Origin of the sequence: Streptomyces sp. MI02-7b (genome assembly GCF_033793585.1) — a bacterium.
In the GTDB taxonomy this organism is placed as follows: Bacteria; Actinomycetota; Actinomycetes; order Streptomycetales; family Streptomycetaceae; genus Actinacidiphila.
Window position 1 is genome coordinate 50,364 of record NZ_JARAWX010000017.1, and the last position, 23,493, is coordinate 73,856.

General features: G+C 70.5%; 25 protein-coding genes. 18 read left to right on the forward strand and 7 right to left on the reverse strand.

Annotation, left to right across the window (positions count from 1 at the left end; genetic code table 11):
• Positions 1-86 precede the first annotated feature (86 nt).
• The gene (locus PV364_RS26090; RefSeq protein ID WP_415924605.1) at positions 87-1,880 is read left to right on the forward strand and encodes an acyl-CoA dehydrogenase; all 1,794 of its coding nucleotides are present in this window, start codon (positions 87-89) and stop codon (positions 1,878-1,880) included.
• A 95-nt stretch (positions 1,881-1,975) separates the two neighbouring features.
• Here PV364_RS26090 and PV364_RS26095 read toward each other — a convergent pair whose 3' ends face one another.
• Positions 1,976-2,686: a helix-turn-helix domain-containing protein gene (locus tag PV364_RS26095; RefSeq protein ID WP_319662748.1), complete on the reverse strand. Its 711-nt coding sequence runs from the start codon at positions 2,684-2,686 to the stop codon at positions 1,976-1,978.
• Between the two features lie 881 nt (positions 2,687-3,567).
• Here PV364_RS26095 and PV364_RS26100 point away from each other — a divergent pair.
• The gene (locus PV364_RS26100; protein WP_415924606.1) at positions 3,568-3,774 is read left to right on the forward strand and encodes a helix-turn-helix domain-containing protein; all 207 of its coding nucleotides are present in this window, start codon (positions 3,568-3,570) and stop codon (positions 3,772-3,774) included.
• Positions 3,775-3,876: 102 nt separating this feature from the next.
• Here PV364_RS26100 and PV364_RS26105 read toward each other — a convergent pair whose 3' ends face one another.
• On the reverse strand, positions 3,877-4,320 hold the full coding sequence (locus PV364_RS26105) for a hypothetical protein (RefSeq protein WP_319662749.1): 444 nt from the start codon (positions 4,318-4,320) through the stop codon (positions 3,877-3,879).
• 342 nt (positions 4,321-4,662) lie between these two features.
• Here PV364_RS26105 and PV364_RS26110 point away from each other — a divergent pair, with 342 nt between their 5' ends.
• The 7 genes from PV364_RS26110 to PV364_RS26140 all read left to right on the forward strand — a co-directional run bounded on the left by PV364_RS26110 (position 4,663) and on the right by PV364_RS26140 (position 10,099).
• Entirely contained in the window at positions 4,663-5,031 is a 369-nt protein-coding gene (locus tag PV364_RS26110; protein ID WP_319662750.1) for a hypothetical protein, read from the forward strand.
• A gap of 84 nt (positions 5,032-5,115) precedes the next feature.
• Positions 5,116-6,342: an MFS transporter gene (locus tag PV364_RS26115; RefSeq protein WP_319662751.1), complete on the forward strand. Its 1,227-nt coding sequence runs from the start codon at positions 5,116-5,118 to the stop codon at positions 6,340-6,342.
• Between the two features lies 1 nt (position 6,343).
• Entirely contained in the window at positions 6,344-6,724 is a 381-nt protein-coding gene (locus PV364_RS26120) for an SH3 domain-containing protein (protein WP_319662753.1), read from the forward strand.
• A 165-nt stretch (positions 6,725-6,889) separates the two neighbouring features.
• Positions 6,890-7,633, forward strand: a complete 744-nt coding sequence (locus PV364_RS26125) for an isopentenyl transferase family protein (RefSeq protein ID WP_319662754.1) — start codon at positions 6,890-6,892, stop codon at positions 7,631-7,633.
• Positions 7,621-8,247 carry a TIGR00730 family Rossman fold protein gene (locus PV364_RS26130; RefSeq protein ID WP_319662755.1) on the forward strand — a complete coding sequence of 209 codons (627 nt, stop codon included), beginning with the start codon at positions 7,621-7,623 and terminating at the stop codon, positions 8,245-8,247. The genes PV364_RS26125 and PV364_RS26130 overlap by 13 nt, the downstream gene beginning before the upstream one ends.
• On the forward strand, positions 8,241-9,422 hold the full coding sequence (locus PV364_RS26135) for an MFS transporter (RefSeq protein ID WP_319662756.1): 1,182 nt from the start codon (positions 8,241-8,243) through the stop codon (positions 9,420-9,422). The genes PV364_RS26130 and PV364_RS26135 overlap by 7 nt, the downstream gene beginning before the upstream one ends.
• Entirely contained in the window at positions 9,419-10,099 is a 681-nt protein-coding gene (locus tag PV364_RS26140; protein ID WP_319662757.1) for an HAD-IA family hydrolase, read from the forward strand. Before PV364_RS26135 ends, PV364_RS26140 begins: the two co-directional genes overlap by 4 nt.
• Positions 10,100-10,806: 707 nt before the next feature.
• Here the strand turns inward: PV364_RS26140 and PV364_RS26145 are convergent.
• The 3 genes from PV364_RS26145 to PV364_RS26155 form a co-directional block, all read right to left on the reverse strand.
• On the reverse strand, positions 10,807-12,030 hold the full coding sequence (locus tag PV364_RS26145; RefSeq protein WP_319662758.1) for an MFS transporter: 1,224 nt from the start codon (positions 12,028-12,030) through the stop codon (positions 10,807-10,809).
• Between the two features lie 392 nt (positions 12,031-12,422).
• Positions 12,423-13,073 (reverse strand): HAD family hydrolase, encoded by a 651-nt coding sequence (locus PV364_RS26150; protein ID WP_319662759.1) that lies wholly within the window; start codon positions 13,071-13,073, stop codon positions 12,423-12,425.
• A gap of 66 nt (positions 13,074-13,139) precedes the next feature.
• A complete protein-coding gene (locus PV364_RS26155) occupies positions 13,140-13,844 on the reverse strand; it encodes an HAD family hydrolase (protein WP_319662760.1) in 705 nt (234 codons plus the stop codon).
• Between the two features lie 120 nt (positions 13,845-13,964).
• Here PV364_RS26155 and PV364_RS26160 point away from each other — a divergent pair, with 120 nt between their 5' ends.
• The 9 genes from PV364_RS26160 to PV364_RS26200 all read left to right on the forward strand — a co-directional run bounded on the left by PV364_RS26160 (position 13,965) and on the right by PV364_RS26200 (position 22,070).
• Entirely contained in the window at positions 13,965-15,173 is a 1,209-nt protein-coding gene (locus PV364_RS26160) for a helix-turn-helix transcriptional regulator (protein ID WP_319662761.1), read from the forward strand.
• Positions 15,174-15,275: 102 nt separating this feature from the next.
• Entirely contained in the window at positions 15,276-15,872 is a 597-nt protein-coding gene (locus tag PV364_RS26165) for a hypothetical protein (protein ID WP_319662762.1), read from the forward strand.
• Positions 15,865-16,419: a DUF6624 domain-containing protein gene (locus PV364_RS26170; RefSeq protein ID WP_319662763.1), complete on the forward strand. Its 555-nt coding sequence runs from the start codon at positions 15,865-15,867 to the stop codon at positions 16,417-16,419. The genes PV364_RS26165 and PV364_RS26170 overlap by 8 nt, the downstream gene beginning before the upstream one ends.
• A 434-nt stretch (positions 16,420-16,853) precedes the next feature.
• A complete protein-coding gene (locus PV364_RS26175) occupies positions 16,854-18,200 on the forward strand; it encodes a sensor histidine kinase (RefSeq protein WP_319662764.1) in 1,347 nt (448 codons plus the stop codon).
• The gene (locus tag PV364_RS26180) at positions 18,197-18,601 is read left to right on the forward strand and encodes a roadblock/LC7 domain-containing protein (protein WP_319662765.1); all 405 of its coding nucleotides are present in this window, start codon (positions 18,197-18,199) and stop codon (positions 18,599-18,601) included. The genes PV364_RS26175 and PV364_RS26180 overlap by 4 nt, the downstream gene beginning before the upstream one ends.
• On the forward strand, positions 18,598-18,963 hold the full coding sequence (locus tag PV364_RS26185; protein ID WP_319662766.1) for a DUF742 domain-containing protein: 366 nt from the start codon (positions 18,598-18,600) through the stop codon (positions 18,961-18,963). The genes PV364_RS26180 and PV364_RS26185 overlap by 4 nt, the downstream gene beginning before the upstream one ends.
• Before the next feature lie 40 nt (positions 18,964-19,003).
• Positions 19,004-19,543, forward strand: a complete 540-nt coding sequence (locus tag PV364_RS26190; RefSeq protein WP_319662769.1) for a GTP-binding protein — start codon at positions 19,004-19,006, stop codon at positions 19,541-19,543.
• A gap of 149 nt (positions 19,544-19,692) precedes the next feature.
• Positions 19,693-20,820 (forward strand): cytochrome P450, encoded by a 1,128-nt coding sequence (locus PV364_RS26195; protein WP_319662770.1) that lies wholly within the window; start codon positions 19,693-19,695, stop codon positions 20,818-20,820.
• The gene (locus PV364_RS26200) at positions 20,817-22,070 is read left to right on the forward strand and encodes a cytochrome P450 (RefSeq protein WP_319662771.1); all 1,254 of its coding nucleotides are present in this window, start codon (positions 20,817-20,819) and stop codon (positions 22,068-22,070) included. Before PV364_RS26195 ends, PV364_RS26200 begins: the two co-directional genes overlap by 4 nt.
• A 163-nt stretch (positions 22,071-22,233) precedes the next feature.
• On the opposite strand, the gene PV364_RS26205 is transcribed toward PV364_RS26200, so the two are convergent.
• The gene (locus PV364_RS26205) at positions 22,234-22,470 is read right to left on the reverse strand and encodes a DUF397 domain-containing protein (protein ID WP_319662773.1); all 237 of its coding nucleotides are present in this window, start codon (positions 22,468-22,470) and stop codon (positions 22,234-22,236) included.
• The gene (locus PV364_RS26210) at positions 22,467-23,333 is read right to left on the reverse strand and encodes a helix-turn-helix transcriptional regulator (protein WP_319662774.1); all 867 of its coding nucleotides are present in this window, start codon (positions 23,331-23,333) and stop codon (positions 22,467-22,469) included. Before PV364_RS26210 ends, PV364_RS26205 begins: the two co-directional genes overlap by 4 nt.
• Between the last annotated feature and the right edge of the window lie 160 nt (positions 23,334-23,493).

The following is a 23,493-nucleotide window of genomic DNA, read 5'->3' on the forward strand; positions in this document are numbered from 1 at the left end:
CGCCAATCGTGGTGATCATCATGTCGGTCAGGTCTGATCGTTTCGAGTCATCTCCGATAGCGTTCCGGAGCGTGAAACTCCAACTCTTGCCTGATCAGAGCACGTCGTCCATCGCAGCGCTCACCCAGTCACTGTTCGGCGACCGGTTCACCCAGGACCACGAGGGCTGGCGCGAACTGTTCAGCACCGACGCGTTCCGCTTTCAGGAAGGCCTCCTCCCCGACGAACGCATCGCGCTCTCCTACGCCCGTCTCCGGCGAATCAACGCAGCCGTCACGGACCCGGAGACCTTCGTCCAGGACGTGGAGCGACTGGCCGCCTTGCACGAGTGGGCCGGACCAGCCGACGCTGGAATGGCGACGATCGCTTCCATCCACTACAACCTCTTCCTCGGCAGCCTGGTCGATCACGACAACCCGCGCGATCTGCGGCCGTTCACCGACATGCGCCGGATCGGCACGTTCCTGTGCACCGAGGCCGGACACGGCAACAGTGCCTCGCAGATGGAGACCACCGCCACCTACGATCCGGCGACCCGCTCCTTCACCCTGCACACCCCGACGCCGGCCGCGCGCAAGTACATGCCGAACACGAGCTCCGCCGGCGGGAGCAAAGCGGCGGTCGTCGCGGCCCGCCTCATCACCGGTGAGGGCACCGACCGGGGCGTCTTCTTGTTCCTGGTCCCGCTGAGCGAGGCCACCGGCCGGCCGCTGCCCGGTATCCACATCGAGCGGCTTCCGCAGACGGCGACCAGTCCCGTGGACCACTGCGCCACGACGTTCGACAACGTCTGGCTCCCTTACGAAGCGCTCCTGCAGGGCGACCACGGCCGACTCACCCCGGAAGGCGAGTTCAGCAGTTCCATCGGCAGCTCCCGAAAACGGTTCCTCACCTCCGTCGGGCGGGTCACCACCGGCAAGCTGTGCATGTCCGCCTACAGCCTTGGCACGATGCGTCACGCCGTCACCGTCGCCGTGCGTCACGCCCACAACCGGCAGACCTCCGGCGCCACTGGCGGCAACAGCGTCCCGCTGTTCGCGCACCGCAGCCACCACGCGCCGCTGCTGGACGCCCTCGCCACCACCTACGCCGCGAACTTCCTGCACCGCACGGCTCTGCGTACGTGGGCGCAGGCCGCCACCGCCGAGCAGCGCGAGGACGGCGAGCGGCTGACCGCCATCGCCAAGGGCTGGATCACCTGGAAGGCCCGGGAGGTGATGACCGAGTGCCGGGAGCGGTGCGGCGCCCAGGGCCTCCTGTTGTCCAACGGCATCGCGTTCCAGCTCGCGGCCAACGAGGGGACGATCACCGCAGAAGGCGACAACCTTGTCATCTGGACCAAGGCGGCCGGTGAACTCCTTCTCGGGCACTTCACACCAGAACAACCCAGCCCGACGCTCCCCGAGGACCGAGACCTGGCAGACTCCGGCTTCCTCCAGGACCTCCTCGCAGACCTCGCCCGTATCTGGCACACCCGGGCCCGGACCCGCCTGCGCAGCGGCGCGGCCGGCGGTCCCCTCAACCGATGGAACCGCACCGTCGGCTCAGCTTTGAAACTGGTCGACGCCTACGCCCACCACACAGCCGCCGCGGCGCTCCGCGACGCCGCCCAGAACGCCACCCACCCCGACGCCGACTACCTCCTCCACCACCTGCACCGGCTGTTCGCGCTGCGCCGGATAGCCGCCTACAGCGGCGACCTGCTCGCCGACGGCCGCCTGACCTGTGCCCAGGTCCAAGAACTTCCCGACGCGATCGAGAACGCCATTGAGGACCTCGCCCCGCACGCGATGACGCTCGCGGCCGGCTTCGCGGTGTCCGAGGACGCCCTGCTCGACCACCCCATCACCACGCAGGGAAGCGGCCTGCTGCCCGTGTGACGTCTCCATTCCCCGGACAGGCCCCGACGTTGCCCGGGAGAGCAATCAGTCCGCCGCGGAATCCTGCGGCGGACTGATGACGCTGCGACGGCTGCTCATCCCGTATTGCGGTTCGCCGTCCGGGTCAGGTAGCCACTGATGACGCCCGCGGTGTCCATCACGGAGTACACGTGCGTCTCCCGCCCGCCGGGGGACAGGACCGCAACGGAACCGACGACCGTCGTGCCGCGCCACAACGGCGCTGCCGTGCTGTGCCAGCCCGGCAGAGGGGACCTCTCGCTGGCGAAGCCCTGCCTGCGGATCTCGCGCAACGCCGCGTCGCCGAGCTCGTCCAGGCACGCGCGGATGACCAGCCCGGATGCATCCGGATCGGTCTCCAGCGTCGCCCCCCACAGCATGTCCCGCCGCCCCACCGGCGCCACCAGCAGATCCCTTCCGTGCCCGCCGAGCAGCCGACGCGTGCACAGCCGCATCATCGGCATCCCGACCAGCGAGTGAAGCAGCACGATCTGTCCCGTGCGGGCCTGCAGCGACGACAGCGCGGCGCGAATCGCCGGCGGTGTCCTCCCCGGAACCCGCAAAGGCAGTTCCTCCAGTGCGCCCAGCCCGCCGGACGGCGCCGCATCGGCGCACGCCACGTAATGCCCCTTGGGTTCCTCGCACTTGCGGACCCTGCCCTCACGCACCAGGGCCTGCAAATAGCGGTGCGTCGTCGACACCGGGAGCCCGGCGCAGGTGGCGATGTCGATCGGGCCGTGCGAACCGGGCCGCCGCACCGCGTTCAGGACAGCCATCGTGCGGGACACGGCACTGGCACGCTCCGGCGTCGGAGCCGGAGCAAGGGTTGTGACCACCAGGAGACCCCCTTTATCAACCTGTGGGCAGGAAAGATCAGTCTGTCCAGGTGCTCCGCGCCGGTGGCGTACACCGCAGAGCGCCCGGCGCCCCGGCCGCGCGCGGGCAGGGCGGTCACGCAGGCCGGCTCAGCGTCAGGGACCCCGTCCGCATGCAGCCAGCCACGCCGTAAACCAACCCGGTGCGTGGTTTGGTGATCTCATCATTCACGGCAGCCACAGGAAAAACAATGTTGATCTGCTGTGCACACCTCAAGTTCGGACCCTACGGTTCCGGACTTCGGGCCCAAGATCTCGCCGCGATCGAGTCCCATGCCAGTGGGCGGAACCGAGACGCCCACCGTTCCAGCAGGTGAGAATCCTGGCCCCGAGGTCGCCGCAACGGTGGCGGCAAACGGCTTCCTACCTGTACCTATGAAGTGCCTCCGATCGCCCGGCTCGCATCTCCGGGCGGCCTGCAGGCGTCGTTGCAGACCCCCGACGACGCCCAGGGCCGGGTGGGGCGCCGTCTCACCCCCGTCGACGGCACCCCACCCCCCATCGACGGCCGGGCGCATCCCACCACCAGGAATCCAACACGCTCAGCTTCCACTCAGTGAGATTCACCCGCCCGTCGGCCCCTTGCGCATTGGTCACGGCGCGGCCGACCGTGCACCGTATCCAGGCAGCAGCTGCCACGACAGGAGCACAGCCCTCGCGTCGGCTCGAGGCGGTACGGCAGGACATGTAGCAGCCAGGTGGGATTCCCCATCCCGGCTTCGCTGTTCTACTGCCGAGCTCCGAGGCGATGCGAGAAGATCACCCCCCCTTGGACACAGCGAAGGAGAACAACGATGGTCGGCAAGGGCACGAGGGTCACCGGAGCAGAGCGCGGCAAGCTCGCAACCGAGTTGAGCGCGGCATACAGCAGCGGCGCCACCATCCGGACGCTGGCCGAGAGCACCGGCCGGTCCTACGGCTTCGTCCACCGTCTCCTCACTGAAGCCGGCGTCACGCTGCGCAGCCGAGGCGGAATCACCTGCGGACAGCGAACGGCGTAAGGACGCGCGTACCACTGCGCGTTGAAGTCACGCCCCGCTCTCGTCCTGGTGAGTCGTCACCCAGCACGCGTCAACGCCCCGCCGCACCGACCCGCGCTGTCGTCAGTGAGCACGGTTCCACCAGGCCTCGCTCGCCACCGCCAGGACCGCGCGCTCCAAGGCCCTGGCCTCCTGTCCGCTCGCGGCAACAGCCCAGCAGACATGCGGATCCGCCCAGGACAGCGCAGCCTTGCCCCAGTCGGTCGCCCGCATCGGCCGGCCGGCCTCGACTTCGGCGAGGCGCTCGCGCAACCACGCCGGGTCGGCCAAGGCCCGGTCGAAGACCGCTTCACCGAGGCCTGACGCCAGTGCCCTCCCGCTGGTGTACCGCTTGAGCCGGCCCCGCAGCCCCTCACCCTGACGCTCACCCGCCATGCCCGTGTAGACCATGGGACCGTTCGCGCCCTGCCGCGCGAGGTAAACCCCGGGCAGTCGCGGAGGCTCAGCGCCGTTCAACGGCACCCACGGCGACCATGCCGCCAGTCCGTGGATCTCATCGCCGATCACGACCACACCTTCTCGCACCATCTCTGGGGTCGGCCACTGCTGCCTTCAGGAGGCCGCACCCGTTGCGCGCTCCAAGTCCCCGCAGGGATATGCGGCCGCGTTGCGGTCGCGATTCCGGTGAGTGATACCAGCACCTCCAGGATTCCACTGGGTGAGAAAACCTGGCGCCTGAAGGCCTTCGTGATTGCCACTGGCGCCGTCAACAGGATCGAGTAGAGCCCGAGCGATGCCGCGTCCATCACGCCGTCGCAGCGTGCCTTGCCAAACCCTTCTCGCTCGATCGCGGGTTTCGAACGCCCCGAAGCACTGCACCCCTTTTCGACTGATGAACGGAACTTGCACATGAAGATTGCACGGAATCTGGCTGCCGTAACCGGGGCTGCCTTTGCCCTCGCGCTCGTCGTCGGAACGGGCACGGCCCAGGCCACCAGCACCCACACCTACAGCCGGGGCATCGTCAAGTTCACCAGCGCCACCGACACGATCTACGTCAAGGACACCAAGAACGACGGCTTCGGTCTGACGGTGTGGGTCTGGGACCAGACCGCCGACATCTCCTACCTCGCCGAATGCGGCATCAGCGGATACGGCAAGTCCATCAGCTGCAAGCACCCCAACTACATCGAGAAGCACACCCTGCGCTTCGACGTGTACGGCTACGGCCCGAACTCCAAAGTCATCAACATCGGCCACTTCACCGACAAGGCGTAATCACCGGCCGCACGCACCCGAATTCGCCGGGCACCGCTCGCCTCATTTCCTCGTGCCGTCTTTCCATGTGGGGGAGTTCCTGCGATGACGCTGCCGACAACGGCACCGCTCCGCGCCGCCAGCCACCGCAGGACGCTCGGCTACGGCGCGGTGCTGCGCACCCCGCAGGTGGCCTTCCTGATGCTGGCCACCCACATCGGCCGGTTGCCCGGCGGAATGACACCGCTGGCGGTGATGTTCGTCGTGGCCGCCGACGGGGGAGGCCTGGCGCACCGGGGGATGCTCGCCGCCGCGTACGGGCTGGCGGCCGCGCTGGGCCAGCCGCTGCTCGGACGCCTCGCCGACCGGCGTGGGCAGACCCTGCCGCTCACCGGGGGCGCTGCCGTTTCGGCAGCAGCGCTCACCGCGGCGGCGGTACTGGACACCACGACCTGGCCCGGGGTGGGCTGCGTCGTGCTGGGGGGCGCGGCGAGCCCGCCGCTGGAGTCCTGCCTGCGTGCGGTCCTGCCGGACCTTCTGTCCGACAGGACCGCGGTGTTGAAGGCCGCCTACGCGCTGGATTCCAGCGCCCAGGAAATCGTGTACGTCGTCGGTCCGCTGCTGGTCACGGTGCTGGCGACGACTCTGTCGCCAAAGGCCGCGTTGCTCGCGGTGGCCGTGGTGGGGCTGGTCGGCTCGTTGCTGGTCGCCGCGTCCAAGCCCTTGCGCCGCTGGCGTCCCACTCCGCGGCGCCGTGACCTGGTCGCGGCGCTCCGTCCGCGCGGCATGCGGCTGGTCCTGGTCGCGTTCTTCGCTGTCGGGATCGTGCTCGGCGGCCTCAACGTGGCCGCGGCGGCGGCCGCAGACCGGCACGACGCACTGTGGATGACCGGCGCTCTACCGGCCGCGCTGTCGCTGGCCGGCGTCACCGGCGGCCTGGTCTACGGGCGCCGAGCCTGGCCCGGCAGCCGGACCGTCCAACTGCAGACCCTCGCCGCGTTGTTCGCGCTGGCCTGGCTGCCGCTCCTGCTGATGGACCCGCCGCCCGTACTCGCCCTCGCGCTGATCACGGTGCCCGGCGGGCTGTGGCTGCCGCTGCTGACCGTCGGCTACCAGGTCGTGGACGACCTCGCCGTGCCCGGCACGGTCACCGAGGCCTTCGGGTGGCTGGTCGCCGTGGTCAACGTCGGCCTCGCTGTCGGCACTGGCCTCGGCGGCCGGATGGACCACGGCTACGAGCTGTGCGCGCTCGCGGCCGCGGCCGCCGCGCTCACCCTCCTCGCCCACCGCACCACCACACCTGTCCCTTCACCACACCCCAGGGAGACCTGACATGCGTTTCCGCACTACGACTGCCACCCTCGCGGCGGCCTCGGCCCTCCTCGTCGGCGCCGGCATCGCCCTGGCCCCGACCGCGTCGGCCGCCGTCGGCTCCAGCGCCTGCACCGTCAACATCCGCGACCAGGACGTCTGGCCGTACACCGATGGCCTGCGGCTGCGGACCGGCCCCGGCACCAGCTACAGCGCCCTCGGACTGCTGTACAGCAAGGACCGGCTCACCGCCCGCTGCACGAAGGGCTCCTGGTACTACGTCTCCACCGACACCAAGACCCGCACCGGCCTCAAGGCCGGCACCTACGGCTGGGTCAGCGCCGCCTACCTCGACACCCAGACGTGCCTGCCCGAGAACACGGCGTGCCCGTACAACCGGTGATCTGATCCCGGCACCCCATGAGCCGGGGCCGCCGGCCCGGACGACCTGACCCGGCCGGGCCGGCGGCCCCGCCCCGAGCGCCGCCCTGTTCGGGCCGCGCCCTCCACCTTCCTGATCCGGCGTCCCGTCGCGGGGCGGCGGCATGTGCAGCAGGAGAGATGCAGCATGACCGCGCTCCACCTCGTCATCGGAATCACCGGTGCCGGGAAGACGGCCCGTGCCGTCGCTCTCGCCCACCGCCACCACAGCCCGGTTCTGGCTCTGGACCGCGTGCAGTGCCACACGCAGCTGGCCATCGGTTCCGGCCGCCCCACCATGGGCGAACTGCAGGGCACCCAGCGGATCTACCCGATTCAGCGCCCCGTGCGCTCCGGCCCGGTCACCGCCGCCGAAGCCGTCGACCACCTGGTCCACCAACGCAAATCCCTCAACGATGCCGGCGTCAGCACGCTGGTGCTGGAGGGTGGATCGATCTCGATCCTGCACGAACTCGCCGCCCGTCACGACTGGAGCGACGGCGCCACCGTGCACGTCGAGTGCTGGCTGGAGGCCAGCGTCACCGGTCACGCCACCCGGACCGCGGACCGGGTGGAGCGGATGCTCGGCTACGGCACGCCGCCCGCAGACCGCACCCTCGTCGACGAGCTCACGGACCTGTGGCCGGACCCCGAAGCCCGCAGGCATCTGTGCGAAGTGATCGGCTACCGCGAACTGATCGACCTGTGCGCCTGCGAAGGCCTCGACCCGGGCCAGCTCCGCGGCCAGACCGCACGGCTGCGCCGCGCGGCGTTCGCCGGTGCAGTCACCGACGCCCACCTGGACTACGCCCACCAGCAGCGCCTGACCCTGGCCGCCGCGCTCCCGACGCTGGCCGACCGGAGCTTCGAGGTGACCCTGTGCGAGAACTGACCGACCCCACCTGCACCGCGGCGCCCGGCCAGACGGTGATGCAGCGGCCGCTGCGGGTCACCGTGTTCTGCGGCTCGTCCCCAGGCCAGGACCCCGCCTTCGGACGAGCCGCCCGCACCGTCGGTGCCCTGCTGGCCGCCGCCGGCGCCGAACTCGTCTACGGCGGGGCCCGGATCGGCCTGATGGGAGCCCTCGCAGATGCGGCGCTCGCCGCCGGTGGCGAAGTCACCGGCGTCATCCCGCGGAGCCTCAACAGGCCCGACATTGTGCATCCTGCCCTGACCCGGCTGGAGGTCGTGGCGGACATGGCAACACGCAAGGCCGTGATGCGCGACCTCGCCGACGCCTTCCTGATCCTGCCCGGGGGACTGGGCGCCCTCGAGGAACTCGCCGAGATGTGGTCCGGCGCCCAACTCGCCCTGAACCACACGCCGATCGCCGTGGCAAACATCGGCGGCTTCTTCGACCCGCTGCTCCACTTCCTGGCCTCCGCCCAGCAGGCCGGATTCCTCAGCGCCACCGACCGCGACCTGATCACGGTCGACACCGACATCGCTCGCCTGACCACCACCGTCCTCAACCAGCTCACCACAGCGGAGATGACCTCATGGTGACCGTCCTCGCGCCCCCGGCCGCCGTCACGGAACCCGCATCGCCCCCGGTGACGGCACGAAGGCTCCTCACCGGCTACTACGTCGGTCTCGGCGCGCTCATGGCGGTGTGGGGCACACGGATGCCCGCCGTCCAGTCCGCCGCGCACCTCACACCCGGGCTGCTGTCCCTGGTGCTCCTAGCGTCCGCCGCCGGCATCGTCGCCGGCCTCTACCTCGGTGGCCGCATCGCCCACCGCCACGGCCCGGCCCGGCTGCTGACCGCCCCGGCCATTGCGGTTGCCGCGGCCCTGGCCGCGCTTGGAGCCTGCCGCACCCTGACCACGCTGATCGCGGCCGCGGCCTGTTTCGGGGTCGCACACGGGCTCCTCGACGTCGGAGCAAACGTGGCCGCCGTGCGCTGCCAAGACGCCTACGGCCGCAGCATCCTGTCCGGGATCCACGCCGGATTTTCGCTCGGCGCCCTTGGCGGGGCCGCCGCCGCGGCCGCCACCGCCCACATCTCGCACCGCACGGTCTTCCTCGTCGCCGGACTCGCTGCCGTCGCCGGCATCGTCCTCGCCATTCCGGCCACCCGCAGCATCATCCGCCTCACCCCGGCTGCCAGCGACGGCCACGAACCCGCGGCCCAGTCGAACACGCCCCGCGCCCGGCTCTGGCTGCTCGGTGCGCTGGCCGCGGCCTGTCTGCTGGGGGAGGGCGCGGCAGCGGACTGGTCCGCGGTTCACCTCCACGGCCTGGGCGCCACCGCCGCGGTCTCAGCCTCCGCCTACGCCGTCTACAGCGCCGCCATGGCCGCCGGGCGTCTGGCCGGGGACCGGCTCATCGCCCGATACGGCGCACCGATCCTCGTCCGCATGGGCGCGGTCCTGGCCACGGCAGGCCTTGCCGCCGGGCTCCTTGCCGACGCCGCACCCGCGGCCCTGGCCGGATGGGCAGCCCTGGGGCTGGGGCTGTCGGCAACGGTGCCCGCCCTGATCACCGCCGCCGGACGGCACGGCCCCCGAGCCGTCGCCGCCGTCACCACCACCGGCTACCTCGGTCTCCTGGCCGGGCCGGCCGTCATCGGCGCACTCGCCTCCCTGACCGGCAGCCTCCCGGCCGCGCTGGCCCTTCCCGTCCTGCTCGCGGCCGTCGTGGCCGCCGCCTCCCGAACCGCGCTGGAGACCTCGCGATGACCCTCCGTCCCCCCGCCACCCGATACGACGCCGTCGTGCTCGACTACAACGGCGTCCTGGGAAAACAGCCCACAGCGTCGGCATGGGCGAACCTCGCCGCACTCGCCAGCTGGCCCGCCGACCGCGTCACACAGTTCCAGCAGGCCTTCTGGTCCCGCCGCGACGGCTACGACGCCGGAGTCATCAGCGACGCCCAGTTCTGGGTCTCCGGCATGGTCCAACGCACCGACCGCACCTTCGCCAGCCTGCTGCCCGAACTCATCAAGACCGACGTAGCCATGTGGACCACCGTCGACCCCGCCGTGATCCACTTGCTGCGCGCCGCCCACCGGGCCGGAACGAAGTTCGTCCTGCTCAGCAACGCTCCCCATGCCCTCGCCGAGGCTCTCGACATGACCGAATGGTCGTGCAGCCTGATGGCCAGAAGCGTCTACAGCGCCCGCATCGGTATCAACAAGCCCGCGAAGCAGGCGTACGAAGCGGCGTTGGCGGCCGCGGGATGGCCGGACCCTGAGCGGGTGCTGTTCGTCGACGACCGGGCCGAGAACACCGCGGCGGCGGCCCGGCTGGGCATGAACACCCTGCACTACACCGGGAACCTCGGCGCGCTCGCCGAACACCTCCCGCAGCTGTACCCGGCCCCTGCGATCCAGCAGGTCGGCGCGGCGGTCGCCTGAGCATCAGTCACCACCATGCACTGAGGGCGGCCAGGTCTGTGACCTGGCCGCCCTCAGTGCATCACCGGTCGTGCCCGACGAACCGGCACGGGGTCTTCGTGGCGAACGTGTAGCGGACGCGGTAGCCCTTCATCGCGGCCGCGGTGCCAGCGGATCTCCGCTCTGGGCGTGTGACCGCTGTTGCCCTGCAGCCACTGCAGAGTGCGCGGAAAGTAGGCGTAAGTGTCAGTTCATGTCTCCAGCGACGGCCGGCACCAGGCTCGTCACCCCGGACCACGGCGGCGTCCTGAGGCCGCCATCAATGCGTCTGCCGGTGACGACGTCGGGCCAACTGTCGTCCGAGACGGGTGTGCCACGTCTTGATCGCCGGGTTTTCTATCAGGCACTGAACACCGGGCACCACATGCACTGAGCGCGGCCAGGTCCCAGACCTGGCCGCGCTCACTGCATCACCGGTGGTGCAGGACTTCCGGGGCGTCTACCACCACCATGGGGTCTTCGGGCCGACGTCCAGCGTCGCCGGGTCGGCCTCAGGGGTTCTGGGGCGGTCACCGCCAGTCTGTGGCGAAGGGGGCGTTCCGCCCTGAGCGGTCTGGGCGAGCGGTTGCGGCCGGGCGGGGGCAGCTGGTCGCCGAGCCGGCGCCGGGCCGGTCGGCCAGGGCACGTTGCGGAAGTTCGCGGTCACGAGGATCCTCCAGAAACGTCGGTCAGTGGTGGTGGCCGGTGCGTCGCAGGGCGCGCGACAGCGGGTAGCAGGCGAGGACACCGAGAACGGCGCAGCCGCCGAGGATCGAGGCGACCAGCGGCCGGCCTCCGGCGTGCAGAGCGAGCGCAATACCCAGCGGGGGCAGTGACGCCGCGGCGGAAGCCGCGGAGAGGACCGCTTGGTAGCGGCCGACCGCTCCGTCCGGGACGGCGGTGGAGACATAGGCGCCGACCGCAACGCTGTAACAGATCTCGCCCGGCACCAGGACCGCGCAGGCCATCGAATAGCCGAGCACCGTGTGCTGGAACGAGGCGTAGGCCAGGCCCAGGCCCAGGATCGCGGTACCGGCCGCCAGGACGGTGACGGGGGAGAGTCGCAGGGTGTCGCCGCGGCCGACCAGGAGCCGGGTCATGGCAGGCGTCAACGCCAGCACGGCCACGGTGTTGGCGATCATCGCGGTGCCGTAGGCGGTGGGCGGAAGACCGTCGTCGGTCATCAGGAGCGGCAGCACGGAGACCAGCCCCCAGGCGCAGACCATGGCCGCCACCGACACCGTGGCGGTCCAGCGCAGCGCAGCATCGGCGAGGACCTGCCGGTACGTGATGTTCTCGCGGGCGCCCGTTGGCCGGTCGGCGGACAGTAGCCGCAGGGCCAGCAGTGCGAAGGCGGCGCACACCGCGGCGTTGGCGAGGAATAGGGGGCGGTAGCCGTAGTGATGGGCCACGTAGCCGCCGAGGCCTCCGCAGACAGCGATGCCGACGTTGATCGACCAGTACAGGGCGGTTTGCGCTCGGGTTCGTGCGGCGCCGGAGAGCAGGTGTTCATTGATCGCGGCGGAGACCGCGGGACGGTAGGTCTCCATGGTCAGGCCCAGGCACACCGAGACGACCAGGAGCGCGGGAAGCGAGTGGGCGAGGGTCAGGGCGACGCATGCGGCGGCGGCGAACGTCATCATGACGGCCAGTGCAGTGCGCTGCCCGGCCCGGTCGGTGAGCCATCCGCTGATCCCCTGGCCGAGGCACCAGCCCACGCCGAACAGGGTCAAGGCCCCGCCTGCTGCGGTCGTGCCGTGCCCGGCGGCGACGTAGTAGGAGAGGTAGTCCCAGGCGAACCCGGCCGCTTTCACGACGAGCGAGGCGCCGATCAGGGTCCACACGACGGTGCGGGCGGTGGGAGCCGACGTCGACGGCCGGGTGGGGGCCACGGGGGCGTCGGTGACAGCCACGAGGGGTCCTTCGGTCGAAGTTGCAGGGCGGGAGACGAGTGAAGGCGGCCGCAGGATTGCGGCCGCCTTCTGGCACTCGGAGCGCGGTGGCTCAGTAGGGGCGCACGGCCCGGTTCGGCCGCACGGCGCGGTTCGGGCGGGCGGCGCGGTTGGGGCGCGAGGCGCGGTTGGGGCGCATGGAGTTCCTCCTGTGTGAGAGGCCCCCGGGATCGGGGACGACGGCAACGGTAGGAAGAGGTGATGCGGGAGGGAAGCCGGAACCCGTCTCAGGGGCCGAATAGTTCAGTGAGTGGAACGACGGCGCGCGAAATCTCGCCCAGCGGAATGACAGCCCGGTGCGACGAGGTTCGTTGAGACCACCATGCCGGTCCCGGGGCGCTCCGGCCCCGGGCCTACTTCGACGTTGCGATGGCGTGTTCGATCGCCGAGGCGACGTCGTCGGCGATGTGGGTGGGGGCGCAGGAGCTGAGGGTCCAGGGCCGTCCGTCCGTCACCCACACGCTGCGAAGTCCGAGCGCGCTGGCGCCGGCGATGTCCGCGTGGGGTGAATCGCCGATGACCCACGCTCCAGGAAGAGGGAAGCGGACGGCATCGGCTGCCGCTTGGAAGATCTGGGGCTGCGGCTTGTTGTGCCCGACTGATTCGGAGATGACCCAGCCGTGGACGAGCTGGTCGAGTCCCGCCTTGAGGATCTTGGCTTCCTGTTGTGCGGTGCGTCCATTGCTGACGATGACGCACGTCCAGCCGTGAGCTGTTGCGGTGAGCAGCGCCTCGCGCACCGCGGGAGCCAGAACGACGTGGTCGGCGCCGCCGTGGTCGAGGAGGAGGGCGAGGGAGTCGGCCGGCACCAGGTCGCCGTATCGTTCGGTGAGGGCCGCCAAAACGTGGTGACGCGCGGTGTATCCACTGGCGTCGGTGGCCATGACCCACGTGAGGTCGGAGCTGGGCAGGTCGTGCTCGGCGAGGAAGCCGGCCACGGCGGCACGGAAGGCTGCATCACGGTCGACCAGGGTGTTGTCGAGGTCTAGCAGCATCAACGGCATGACCGGGAGTAGATCACGGAGCCAGCCCGGAGGCGGGCGGTCTCGTCGCCACTTGACGCGGGCGGGTCAGCCCTCGAGCAGTGCCTGCACCCTCTGCACGACGCTGGCGGTGTGCGTCAGGTCCGGCACCACGAGATCGGCTCCGGCGGCTCGTAGGTCGTCGGCCGAGGTCCGGCCGGTGGCGACCGCGAGGACGGCCACGCAGTTGTCCAGGGCAGCCGCCACGTCCGCCGCGGTGTCGCCGATGACCACTGCCTCGGAGGGGTCGACCGCGCCGAACTTTGCCCTCAGTCGTGCCAGCGCCGTGCGGACGAGCCCGGGCCGCTCATCGTTGTCCTCACCGTACGCGCCGAGATCCCAGGCGATGTGGCGGTCGAGCCCGAACACGTTGAGCTTGATCTCCGCGACCGCGCGGACGTTCCCGGAGACCACCGTCTGCACAAGCCCCGGGACGCCGGCCAGCGCATCCAGGGCTGCTGCGGCGCCGGGAAGAGCGTGACCGCGCTCCCGCAGTTCCGATGAGTGGGCCAGGTGCCCGTCGGCGAGTGCGCGGGCGAACCGTTCGAAGTCGGCGCGGCCGGTCTGCAGGCCGTGGAGCCGGGCGGTCTCGCGGAAGATCACCGGTTCGGTGATCCCGTCGATTTTGGCCTGCTCCCGCATGGGCTGACCGGTGACCTGTTCGAAGGCCGCGGCGGACAGTTCACGGCCGACGCCGCGAGTGTCGATCAGGGTGTGGTCGATGTCCCACAGCACGAACCGGCGATCCGTCACGGTTGCCCTCCTGCCTGCCGTCAGCGCCCCCAGCCTCGCACACCCGATCCGATTGCGTACCGCGACCTTTCGGCTACGCTCTACGCTTCCTTCATGAGCCATCCCAGGAAAGGGGGAGGGATGGGCGTTCCACCGCTGGCAGTTGGCGATCGGATCCGGCACTGGCGCAGCAGGAGGGGCCGCACGCAAGCGGCGGTCGCCGGGCTGTGCGGCATCACCGAGGTGTACCTGTCGAAGATCGAGCGGGGGCTGAAGACTCCCTCCCTGGACGTCCTTCAGGCCCTAGCCGCTGAGTTGGGTGTGCCGCTCGCGGCCCTGCTGAGCGAGGACCCGGTGCCCGGATCCCCGGTTACCGCGCGGTGGGGGATCGAGCCGAGCGTTTCCCAGGCGCTGATGGGCTACGGACCGGCGGCGAGCCGGGACCCGGTGACCCCGGCGGCGCTGCGCGAGCGGGTGGAATCCGCCTGGCGGGTCTGGCAGAGCAGCCCGGAGCGGTTCACCCAGGCGGCTGCGGTACTGCCGGCGCTCATTGCCGACACCGAGCACGCCACCCGCGCCTACACGCGAGGCAGCGACGCCGCCGCGCGGCGCGAAGTGCTTCGGTGCGCAGCCGACTTGTATTTCATGCTCCGCTCGTACTGCCGGCGCACCGGGCGGGTCGACCTGTCGCTCATGGCCGCAGACCGGGCCCTGCGGGCGGCGCAGGACGCCGACGACCCGATCCGTATCGCCGCGGCCCAGTGGAACCTCGGACACGTCCTGCTGGCCGACGGGGAAGAAGACGGCGCGCAGCAAGTGGCGCTGCTCGGTATCGAACAGCTGCAGCAGGCGACATCCGATCCGGTGGTCCCGGCGCTGACCGGCGCCTTGCAACTCGTGGCGGTGGTCGCGGACTCGCGGCGCCGCCGATGGTCGGCCGCGCACCACCGGCTCACCCACCACGCCGTTCCCCGGGCCCGGGAGTCCGGGGAGGGCAACGCGATGTGGACGGTGTTCGGGCCGACGAATGTGCTGCTCCATCAGGTCAGCATCGAGATGGAGGCCGGGGAGGCCGCCGAAGCACTGCGGGCCGCGGACCAGGTCGACGCCGACCGCCTGCCGTCGCTGGAGCGGCGCTTTACGTTCCTGCTGGAAGTGGCGCACTGCTACGCCCTGCGCCGGGAGGACCCTGCCGTTCTCGTTCATCTGTTGGATCTGGAGGCGATGGCCCCGGAGGACCTCGCCCGCAGCCCTCTGGCCCGGGACATGGTCGTGGGCCTGCGCAGGCGAGTGCGCCCGACGTACCGGCGCCAGGTGGAAGGCCTCGCGGACCGTATGGGCCTGGGGTAACCGGCCGTACTCCAGGGTCACCCGTACCGACAGTACGGGTCGGCGTCTTCCCTCGTGCATACCGTCGCGGCACAGCCGTGTCACGGAACAGGAGAACGGCTCATGCACACAGGCACCGATGACGAACACCCGGAAACGCCCCGCCGTCAGCGCGAGGCAGGCGACTGGTGCGCCCTGCGCATGCCCCGCCACCTCGGCCTCGACGTCGTCCGCTGGATTCCCCGCCTGGGATCGGTGATGGTCGACCCGGCCGAACGCGCTCTGTACTTCTTCACCGCTGCCGACGCCGTCACGGCGTGGCGGCCGATCCCGAACGTCCTCGTCGTCAGCCGCGACGCCGTGCGCCTCCCGGCCGTCCACCGCCTGCGGCCTCCCGGGCTCTACTGGCTTGGCGCGCCCTGTGTGCCACCGAGGATGACGGGCGCGCGGCAGATCCTCAGTGCCGTCGCCTGGGGGAATGCGCGGTGGGTGAGCGCCCGGCGGCTTCCCGCCGAGGTGACGTGCCTGGCCAGAACCGCGCTGGTCTTCGACACCGCCTCGCGGAGATTCGGGCAGGTCATGGCCGGCGACCGCGACATCGTGTGGCTGCGCCCGCTGGAGGGCGGCGAGGAATGGCACGCGCCCCGTGTCTCGGTCCTGCCCGCGAGCCTTGCCGATGCGCGGGGCTTGTGCGCCAGCGAGGTTGTGACCGATGCCTGAGCAGCCCGAACGGCCGGACCTCGGTCTGGATCTCCTGCGCTGCAAATGGCGCGTCGACGAGGCGACCTCGCCAGGGACGCCGGCAGCCCGCCTGGCAGGGGTGCGCCGGGAGAACACGGAGATTTTGGCGGTCATCATCACCGCCGGTCGCGGCTGGCCGGGGCACCGGCTGGTCGGCGAACGGGCAGCTCACGCGGCCGCGTTGATCGCCGTGGAGACGCCTGACCTCGCCTTCCAGGACCGTGTACTGCCCCTGCTCAACGAAGCAGTGCGCGCCGGCGACGCCGACGCCAAGGACCTTGCACTGCTCACGGATCGCAACTTCGTCCGGCATCGGCGGCCCCAGATGTTCGGCACGCAATACCTGCCGGGCCAGCACGGGCTGACGCTCTACCCGTGCATCGCCCCCGGCGAGCTGGACTGGCGCCGGCAAGCCCTGGGCCTGGAGCCGCACGCTGAGTACGACGCGCGGATCCGGGGCGGTCACACGCTGCTGGCACCACCGGAACCCGGCCTGCGCACAGCGTTGGAGCCAGGCGCCCTCTAAAGGTTCCTCCCGCACCCCGCGGATTCCCCTGCGGCCGGGTCCAACGTGCCCGTGCCGCAACGTATTTCGTCATCAACCGGACGGGGTTTCATTGCCCTCTACAAAACCAACCAGGTGCGTGGTTTTATTGGCCGCACGCTTGGAGTTCCGATCTTCGGAATCACTCCGACAAGCGTGTTGTGCCCGGCCTCAGCCCCCGGCCGGCAGGCAAGTCCCCACCTGGCGCTGTGTCTTCGTATCCGCTCTCGTAAGGGGTCCCCAGTGCTCTCCCACCGCCCAAGACCGGCACGGCGGTTATCCCCCGCCGGTCTCGTGCCTGCCGTACCGCAGCCGGACGAGGGGCTGGTGCCGCCCTGGCGGCACCAGTTGGACGCCGCCTCCCCACCGGACGTCTCCTTGCTCGTGCCCCCCACCGTTACGTCCGTGAGGATCTGATGACTCCCCTCTTCTCCGACCCTGCGCTGTGGACGGGCGTCGTCCTGGGCGCGGGCGCGGTCGGCCTTCCCCTCGGCAGAAAGGTCAGCACGCACCGTGCCCGATCTCGTGCCCTCCAGTCCCAGGTGACGACCGCCGAGTCCGCTGCCGCCGCCTCCCGTCAGCAGCTGGCGGAAGCCGGTGAGGCCATCGGCAGGCTTCACGAGGAGGCCGAGTACCTGGCTTCTGTGCACCTGCCGGCTCTCGTGGCCGCACTGCAACACGGGCTCACGGACGGGGATCTGCCCTCCGAGTTCCTCCACCCGGACGTTGCGGCCAGCCCCACAGGCCAGGCGTTCCTGGTCATCCGTGACCACACCAGGAAGCTGAGCATCGCCGCGAGCGAGCACGCCGAAGGATCGGCCCGCGTGGCAGTCGGCGCCGTGACGGGATCCGTCATGGCGCTGGTGAACGAACTCACTCACGCGATCACGAAGCTCCTCAACGCCGAGCACGACGAGACACTGCTCGCCCGGATCCAGCCCATCGACCACGCCGCCAGCCAGCTGGCCCGGCGACTGCAGGTCGTCTCCGCCCTGACCGACCGGTGGCCCGGACGGCAGCGCGAGGACGCCCCGCTGCTCGATGTGGTGCGCGGCGCGGTGTCCCGGGTACGGGACTTCCCCCGCGTGCGGGTTCCCCACGAGTCACCGCACTACGTCGCCGGCCGTGTGGTGGAGCCGCTGGTCCTGGCGCTGGCCGAACTCCTGGACAACGCCTGCCGGCAGAGCGCACCCACCACTCCGGTCGAGGTCAGCATCCTGGAGGGCTACAACGGTCTGACCATCCAGGTCCACGACGCCGGTCCCGGCATGTCGCCCGAGTCCCTGGCGATGGCCAAGCTCCGCCTGTCGGGGGAGCATCCGGTCCGGCTGACGGAGCTGCGCAACCCTCCGTCCTTCGGCCTGCTCGGGGTGGGCGCGCTGGCGGCGAGGTACGGCTTCCGGGCCGACGTCGACGAGCAGCAGTCGATCCACGGCGGTGTCCGTGCCGTTCTGTTCGTCCCCCGCCCGCTGCTCGCGGCACCGCCGGTCGTTCCGGCCCCGCACCAGACCGTCACCGCGACGGCACCCCGGCACCGGGCGCACACCGCCGCCGCTGCCGCTGCGCCGCTGCCGCCTGAGGACCACGGTTTCGACGTGGCGGCCGACGGCCTGCCCATGCGCCGCCGCCATGCCGCCGTTCCACCGGCGGGTCCTGCCCGGCCTGTGGCAGAGCCGCCTTCGCTGGACGCCGGCGCGGCTCTGGCCGCCTTCATGAACGGCACCCGGTCCGCACGCGCCCTTTCCGATGAGGAGTCCTCATGAGCACCCGTCCCGATGTGAGCTGGATTCTCGACGACCTCGTTGCGGTCCCGCACGGCCGCAACGCTGTCCTGCTGTCCGCGGACGGATTGCAGGTGGCTGCCTCGGCCGGCGTGGACCGTGACCTGGCGGACCAGGTGGCCGCGCTCGCCTCCGGCATGCAGGCCCTCTCCCGGAACGGGGCCGGTTTCGTCGGTGACGAGCAGACCCCGTGGCAGCTGACCATGGTCCACTACAAGTTCGGCTTCCTGTTCGTCATCGCCGCGGGCGCCGGATCGTTCCTGGTGACCTCGGCCGGCCGGGACGTGGACGTCGAGGGCTTCTCCCACCGGATGACCAAGGCGGTCGACCGGCTCGGCGAACAGCTCGCGGTTGCGCCCCGGCAGCCGGCCGAGCCCGCATGAGCGACGCGCGGCGTGGCGGCGACCCGCTGGTGAGGACCTACGTGGTCACCGGCGGCCGGTCGCGCGCCAGCCGCAACACCTTCGACCACATCACCCTGGTCGTCTTATCCGAATCCGCGAAGTACCTCAGCCGCAACCACCTCAACCCCGAGCAGCACGTGATCCTCCAGACGCTCGCGCACAGCGCCCAGTCGGTCGCTGAACTGAGCGCGCTGGTGGGCCAGCCGGTGAGCGTCCTGCGGATTCTGCTGGCGGACCTCTTGGAATCCGGATTCATCAGCACCCGGCAGCGCATCCTCGACGCCGCCGCCCCCGACCGTGAGCTGCTGGAGGCAGTCCTTGCCGGGCTACAACGACTCTGACGCCGGGCCCGCGCCGACGCTGACTGGCCACGAGCAGACCGTGAAGGTCCTTGTCGCCGGTCACCTGGGCGCGGGCAAGACCACCTTCGTCGACGTGCTGTCCCAGATACCGCCGGTCCGCACCGAGGAGGTGATGACCGCAGCGGCCCAGGACATCGACCACACCGACCTGCCGGGCAAGACCAGCACCACCGTGGCCATGGACTTCGGCCGCCTCCACCTGAGCCCGGACCTGGTCCTGTACCTGTTCGGAGCACCCGGCCAGCGCCGCTTCTTCAGCATTCTCCAGGACCTGGCCGTCGGTGCCCTCGGCGCGCTCATCCTGGTCGACACCCGCCGGCTGGCAGAGACCTTCCACATCCTGACCCTCGTGGAAAGCCTCGGCCTGCCCTACGTCGTGGCCGTCAACCAGTTCCCCGAAGCTCCCGACATCCCCGTATCACGGCTGCGCGAGGTGATGGACCTCCACGACGACACGCCCCTGGTGCTGTGCGACGCCCGCGACCACACCAGCGCCCGCAACGCCTTGATCGACCTCGTCCGCTACCTGCTGACTCTGACCCCGGAGCCCGTCCGTTGACCACGCACCCACACCCTGCCGCCGGATCGTGCCCCGTTCAGCACGACACCTCATCGGCCCCGCCCAGCCGGTGGACACCGATCTACGGGGACGCGTTCAGCGCCGACCCGCACGCCACCTATCGCATGCTGCGGGCGCACGCACCGATCATGCCGGTCGAGATCGCCCCGGGCGTTTACGGCTACCTCGCCGTCACCTACCGCTCCGCCCTCTACCTGCTGCGTAACACTCCGGCCCGGTTCGCCAAGGACCCCCGCCACTGGTCGGACCTCGCCGCCGGGCGGATCCCCGCCGACAGCCCGGCCCTGATGATGATGCAGCCCCGCGACAATGCCCTGTGGCAGGACGGCGCCGAACACGCCCGTCTGCGCCGCGCGATCACCTACAGCCTGGGCAGGGTCGACACGTTCGCGCTGGCCTCAACCGTCGCCCGTATCGCCGACCAGCTGATCGACGGCTTCGCCGCGGCCGGTGAGTGCGACCTGATCGCCCAGTACGCCGATCCGCTGCCGATGCTCACCGCCATCGACACGTTCGGCTGCGCACCCGACCTTGCCGGGCGGATCATCCACGCGGTCACCCGCCTGTTCGACGCGGGCAGCGACGCCGCACAGGCCAACGCCGAACTCGAGGCCGCGTGCCTGGACCTCACCCACATCAAGCGCGCCCACCCCGGGTCCGACGTCACCAGCTCCCTGATCGCCGCAGGCCTCAACGACGCGGAGATGATCCAGACCATCCTGCTGCTGATCGGGGCTGCCGCGCCGCCGTCCAGCAATCACATCGGCAACGGGCTGCGCCGCTACCTGACCGATCCGCGGTTCGCAGGTTCGGTCCACGACGGTGTCCGGCCCGTCGCGGAGGCCCTGGACGAAGTCCTGTGGGACAACCCGCCCTTGTCCAACTACAGCCCGCTCTACCCGATCGGCGTGCAGAGCTTCGAGGGCATCTACCTGCAGCCGGGCTATCCGATCCTGGTGTCCTTCGCCGCCGCCAACGGTGACCCGCTGCTGGCAGTCCCTCAGGAAGCGCGCGCGGGCAACCGAGGACACCTCGCCTTCTCCGCCGGCGCGCACGCCTGCCCCGCCCCGGACATCGCCCGCACCATCTCCGAGACCGCCATGGAGCGCGCACTGGACCGGCTCCCCGGCCTGGGGCTCGCCGTCCCCGAGGACGAGCTGCGCAACCGCCCCGGGACTTTCCACGCCGGCCTGACCTCCCTTCCTGTCCGCTTCCAGCCCGACACCCGCCTCCACCACGAAGGAATCCCCAGATGACCACGCCGACCCCCACTGCCACCGGATGCCCGTACTCCCTCGGCGCCACCGGCAGCGCCATCCAGCGCGAGGGCGCCGAACTGCGCGCCCTGGGCCCGGCAGCCCGCGTCGTACTCCCCGGTGGCATCCCCGCCTGGTCGGTCACCGACCCCGAACTCATACGCCGCCTCCTCACCTCCCCCGACGTCTCCAAAGACGCTTACCAGCACTGGACCGCCTACAAGAACGGCGATCTGCCTCCCGACTGGCCGCTGCGGATCTGGGTCGACGTCCGCAACGCCCTGAGCGCCTACGGCGACGAACACCGCCGCCTGCGCCGCCCCTTGGCCGCCGCGTTCAGCCCCCGGCGGGTCCGGACGCTGGCGCCCCAGATCCAGGCCATCACCGACGATCTGCTCGACGAGCTCCAGAACGCCGGGCCGGACGAGGTGGTCGACCTGCGCGCGCAATTCGCCTGGCGCCTGCCGCTGCTGGTCGTCAACCGCCTCCTCGGCGTCCCCGACGACCTGCACGACGCATTCCGCGATGCGGTCGGCGGGCTGTTCAGCACCGACCTGTCTCCCGAGGACGCAGCCGCCGCCCCTGCTCGGGTCTACGAGCTGATCACCGAATTGATCGCCGTCAAGCGCGAGCAGCCGGGTGACGACGTGCCGTCCACGCTCGTCGCGGCCCGGGCCGAGGACCGGCTCAGCGACCAGGAGCTCGCCGACAGCCTCATGCTCATCATCGGCGCCGGTCACGAAACCACCGTCAACCTGCTCGACCACGCCGCGGTCAGCCTGATGAGCCACCCCGCCCAGCTCGCCATGGCCACCAGCGGCGAGGTGAGCTGGGAGCAGGTCGTGGAGGAGGCACTGCGGCACGAGGCGCCGATCGCCACCATCCTGCTGCGCTTCCCCGTCCAGGACGTCCATGACGAGCCCACGGGCCTGTACTTCGGGCGGGGCGAGGCCATCGCCATCAACTACGCGGCAGCCGGCCGCGACCGGGCTACGCACGGCCAGGACGCCGACGCCTTCGACGTCACCCGCCACACCGCCCGCGACCACCTCGCGTTCGGCTACGGCCCGCACCTGTGCCTGGGCTCCGAACTCGCCCGCATCGAGGCCCGCATCGCCCTGTCCAGCCTCTTCGCCCGCTTCCCCGCCCTGCGCCTGGCCCTGGCTCCCGACGAACTCCGGCCGCTGCCGAGTTTCATCTCCAACGGCCACCAGCAGATCCCCGTCGTCCTCGGACCTACTGCGGTGTGACAGTGCCAGGAGCGGACACCGGGACGGTTCCCGCCCGAGTCCGAGCCTGGCGGTAGACGTTCGCCGCGCCCACCCCGTCCGGTGGGAGCGGCGAGACGGCAGCGGCCCGGTTCCCCCCGCATTCGGCGTGGGGGGAACCGGGCCGCGTTTGCCCGTCAGGTGTTCAGTTGTCGAAGCGGCCGTCGCGGACCGCGGTGATGAATCGCGTGAAGGCCGCGGGTTCGATGAGCAGGGCCGGTCCGTTGGGGTTCTTGGAGTCGCGGATGCCGACGGCCCCGTGGCTGGCGATGAGGTTCGTGGCGACTTCGACGCACTGGCTGTCATTGCCGCCGCTGTAAGGCGACTTGCGCCAGGCAGCGCCTGGCAGATCGGGGGCGGTGAGGCCCGACAGTATGGTCACGCGTTGGTTCCTTCCAGGTACCTGTTCAACAGCTCCCGTGATTCGTCCACGGGAAGAGCGATCGAGTGGACCCCGGTGAAGACCTTCTCCAGGTACGCGACCTGGTCGGGTTCCTCGGTGTGGGTGCCACCCATGGGATTGTCGGCGCTGACCACCGGCGTCCACGGATGTCGGAACCCCATCAACGTCATGGCCCCGTTGGCAAGAAACGTCGGATGGGCGGCCAGCGGAACGATCTGCAAGGTCACGTTGGGGGAGGACGAAGCATCCAGCAGCTTGCGTATCTGGTCGCGCATGATGGACTGGCCGGCGGCGAACCGGGCGTTGAGCGCCGTCTCGGGGACGAGGGCATGCACCCTGACCGGGCGTTCGGTGCGGCTGAGAACGGACTGCCGTGCCAGCCGGATGTTGACGAGCATCTCGGCCCGTTCCTCGCTGACCGCCAGCGGAGCCCGGGTGATCATCTCCCGGACGTAGCCCGGTGATTGCAGCAGGCCCGGGATGACGACCGGCTCAGCGATGCGGATGGTGTCCGCAGAGGCCTCCAGTTCGATGAAGTCGAGGTAGGCGCCGTTGATGCGGCCTGAGTAGGGCGCCCACCAACCTGCGCCGGGCGGCTGTTCGGCGACCTTGGCGATCTCCTCGACGGCCTCCGTGTCGTCTACGCCGTAGTGGCCGCAGAGGTCGCGGACCTCTGCGGCGGAGATGCGGTACAGGCCGCGTTCGACCCGGCTCAGGCGGGTGGTATCCCAGCCCATCAGCCGCGCCGCGTCTCCCGACTTCATCAACGGCTCACGGTAGCGACGGAGTTGGGCACCGACCCGGCGCCGCCAGATGGTCGGCGTCGCACGTTTCTGCGTCATGGGCGCAGTCTGGCACGTCGGAGACGTGGCGACGACGCCCCAAAACAAACCTCTTCTTGGAAGTTCTGTCCTCCATGTTGCAGACCTACCGCCAAAAGGAGCAAGCTAAGAGCCCGGCAGGAAAGTGACTGAGCTTCATGTCACGATCCCCCAGTCACGT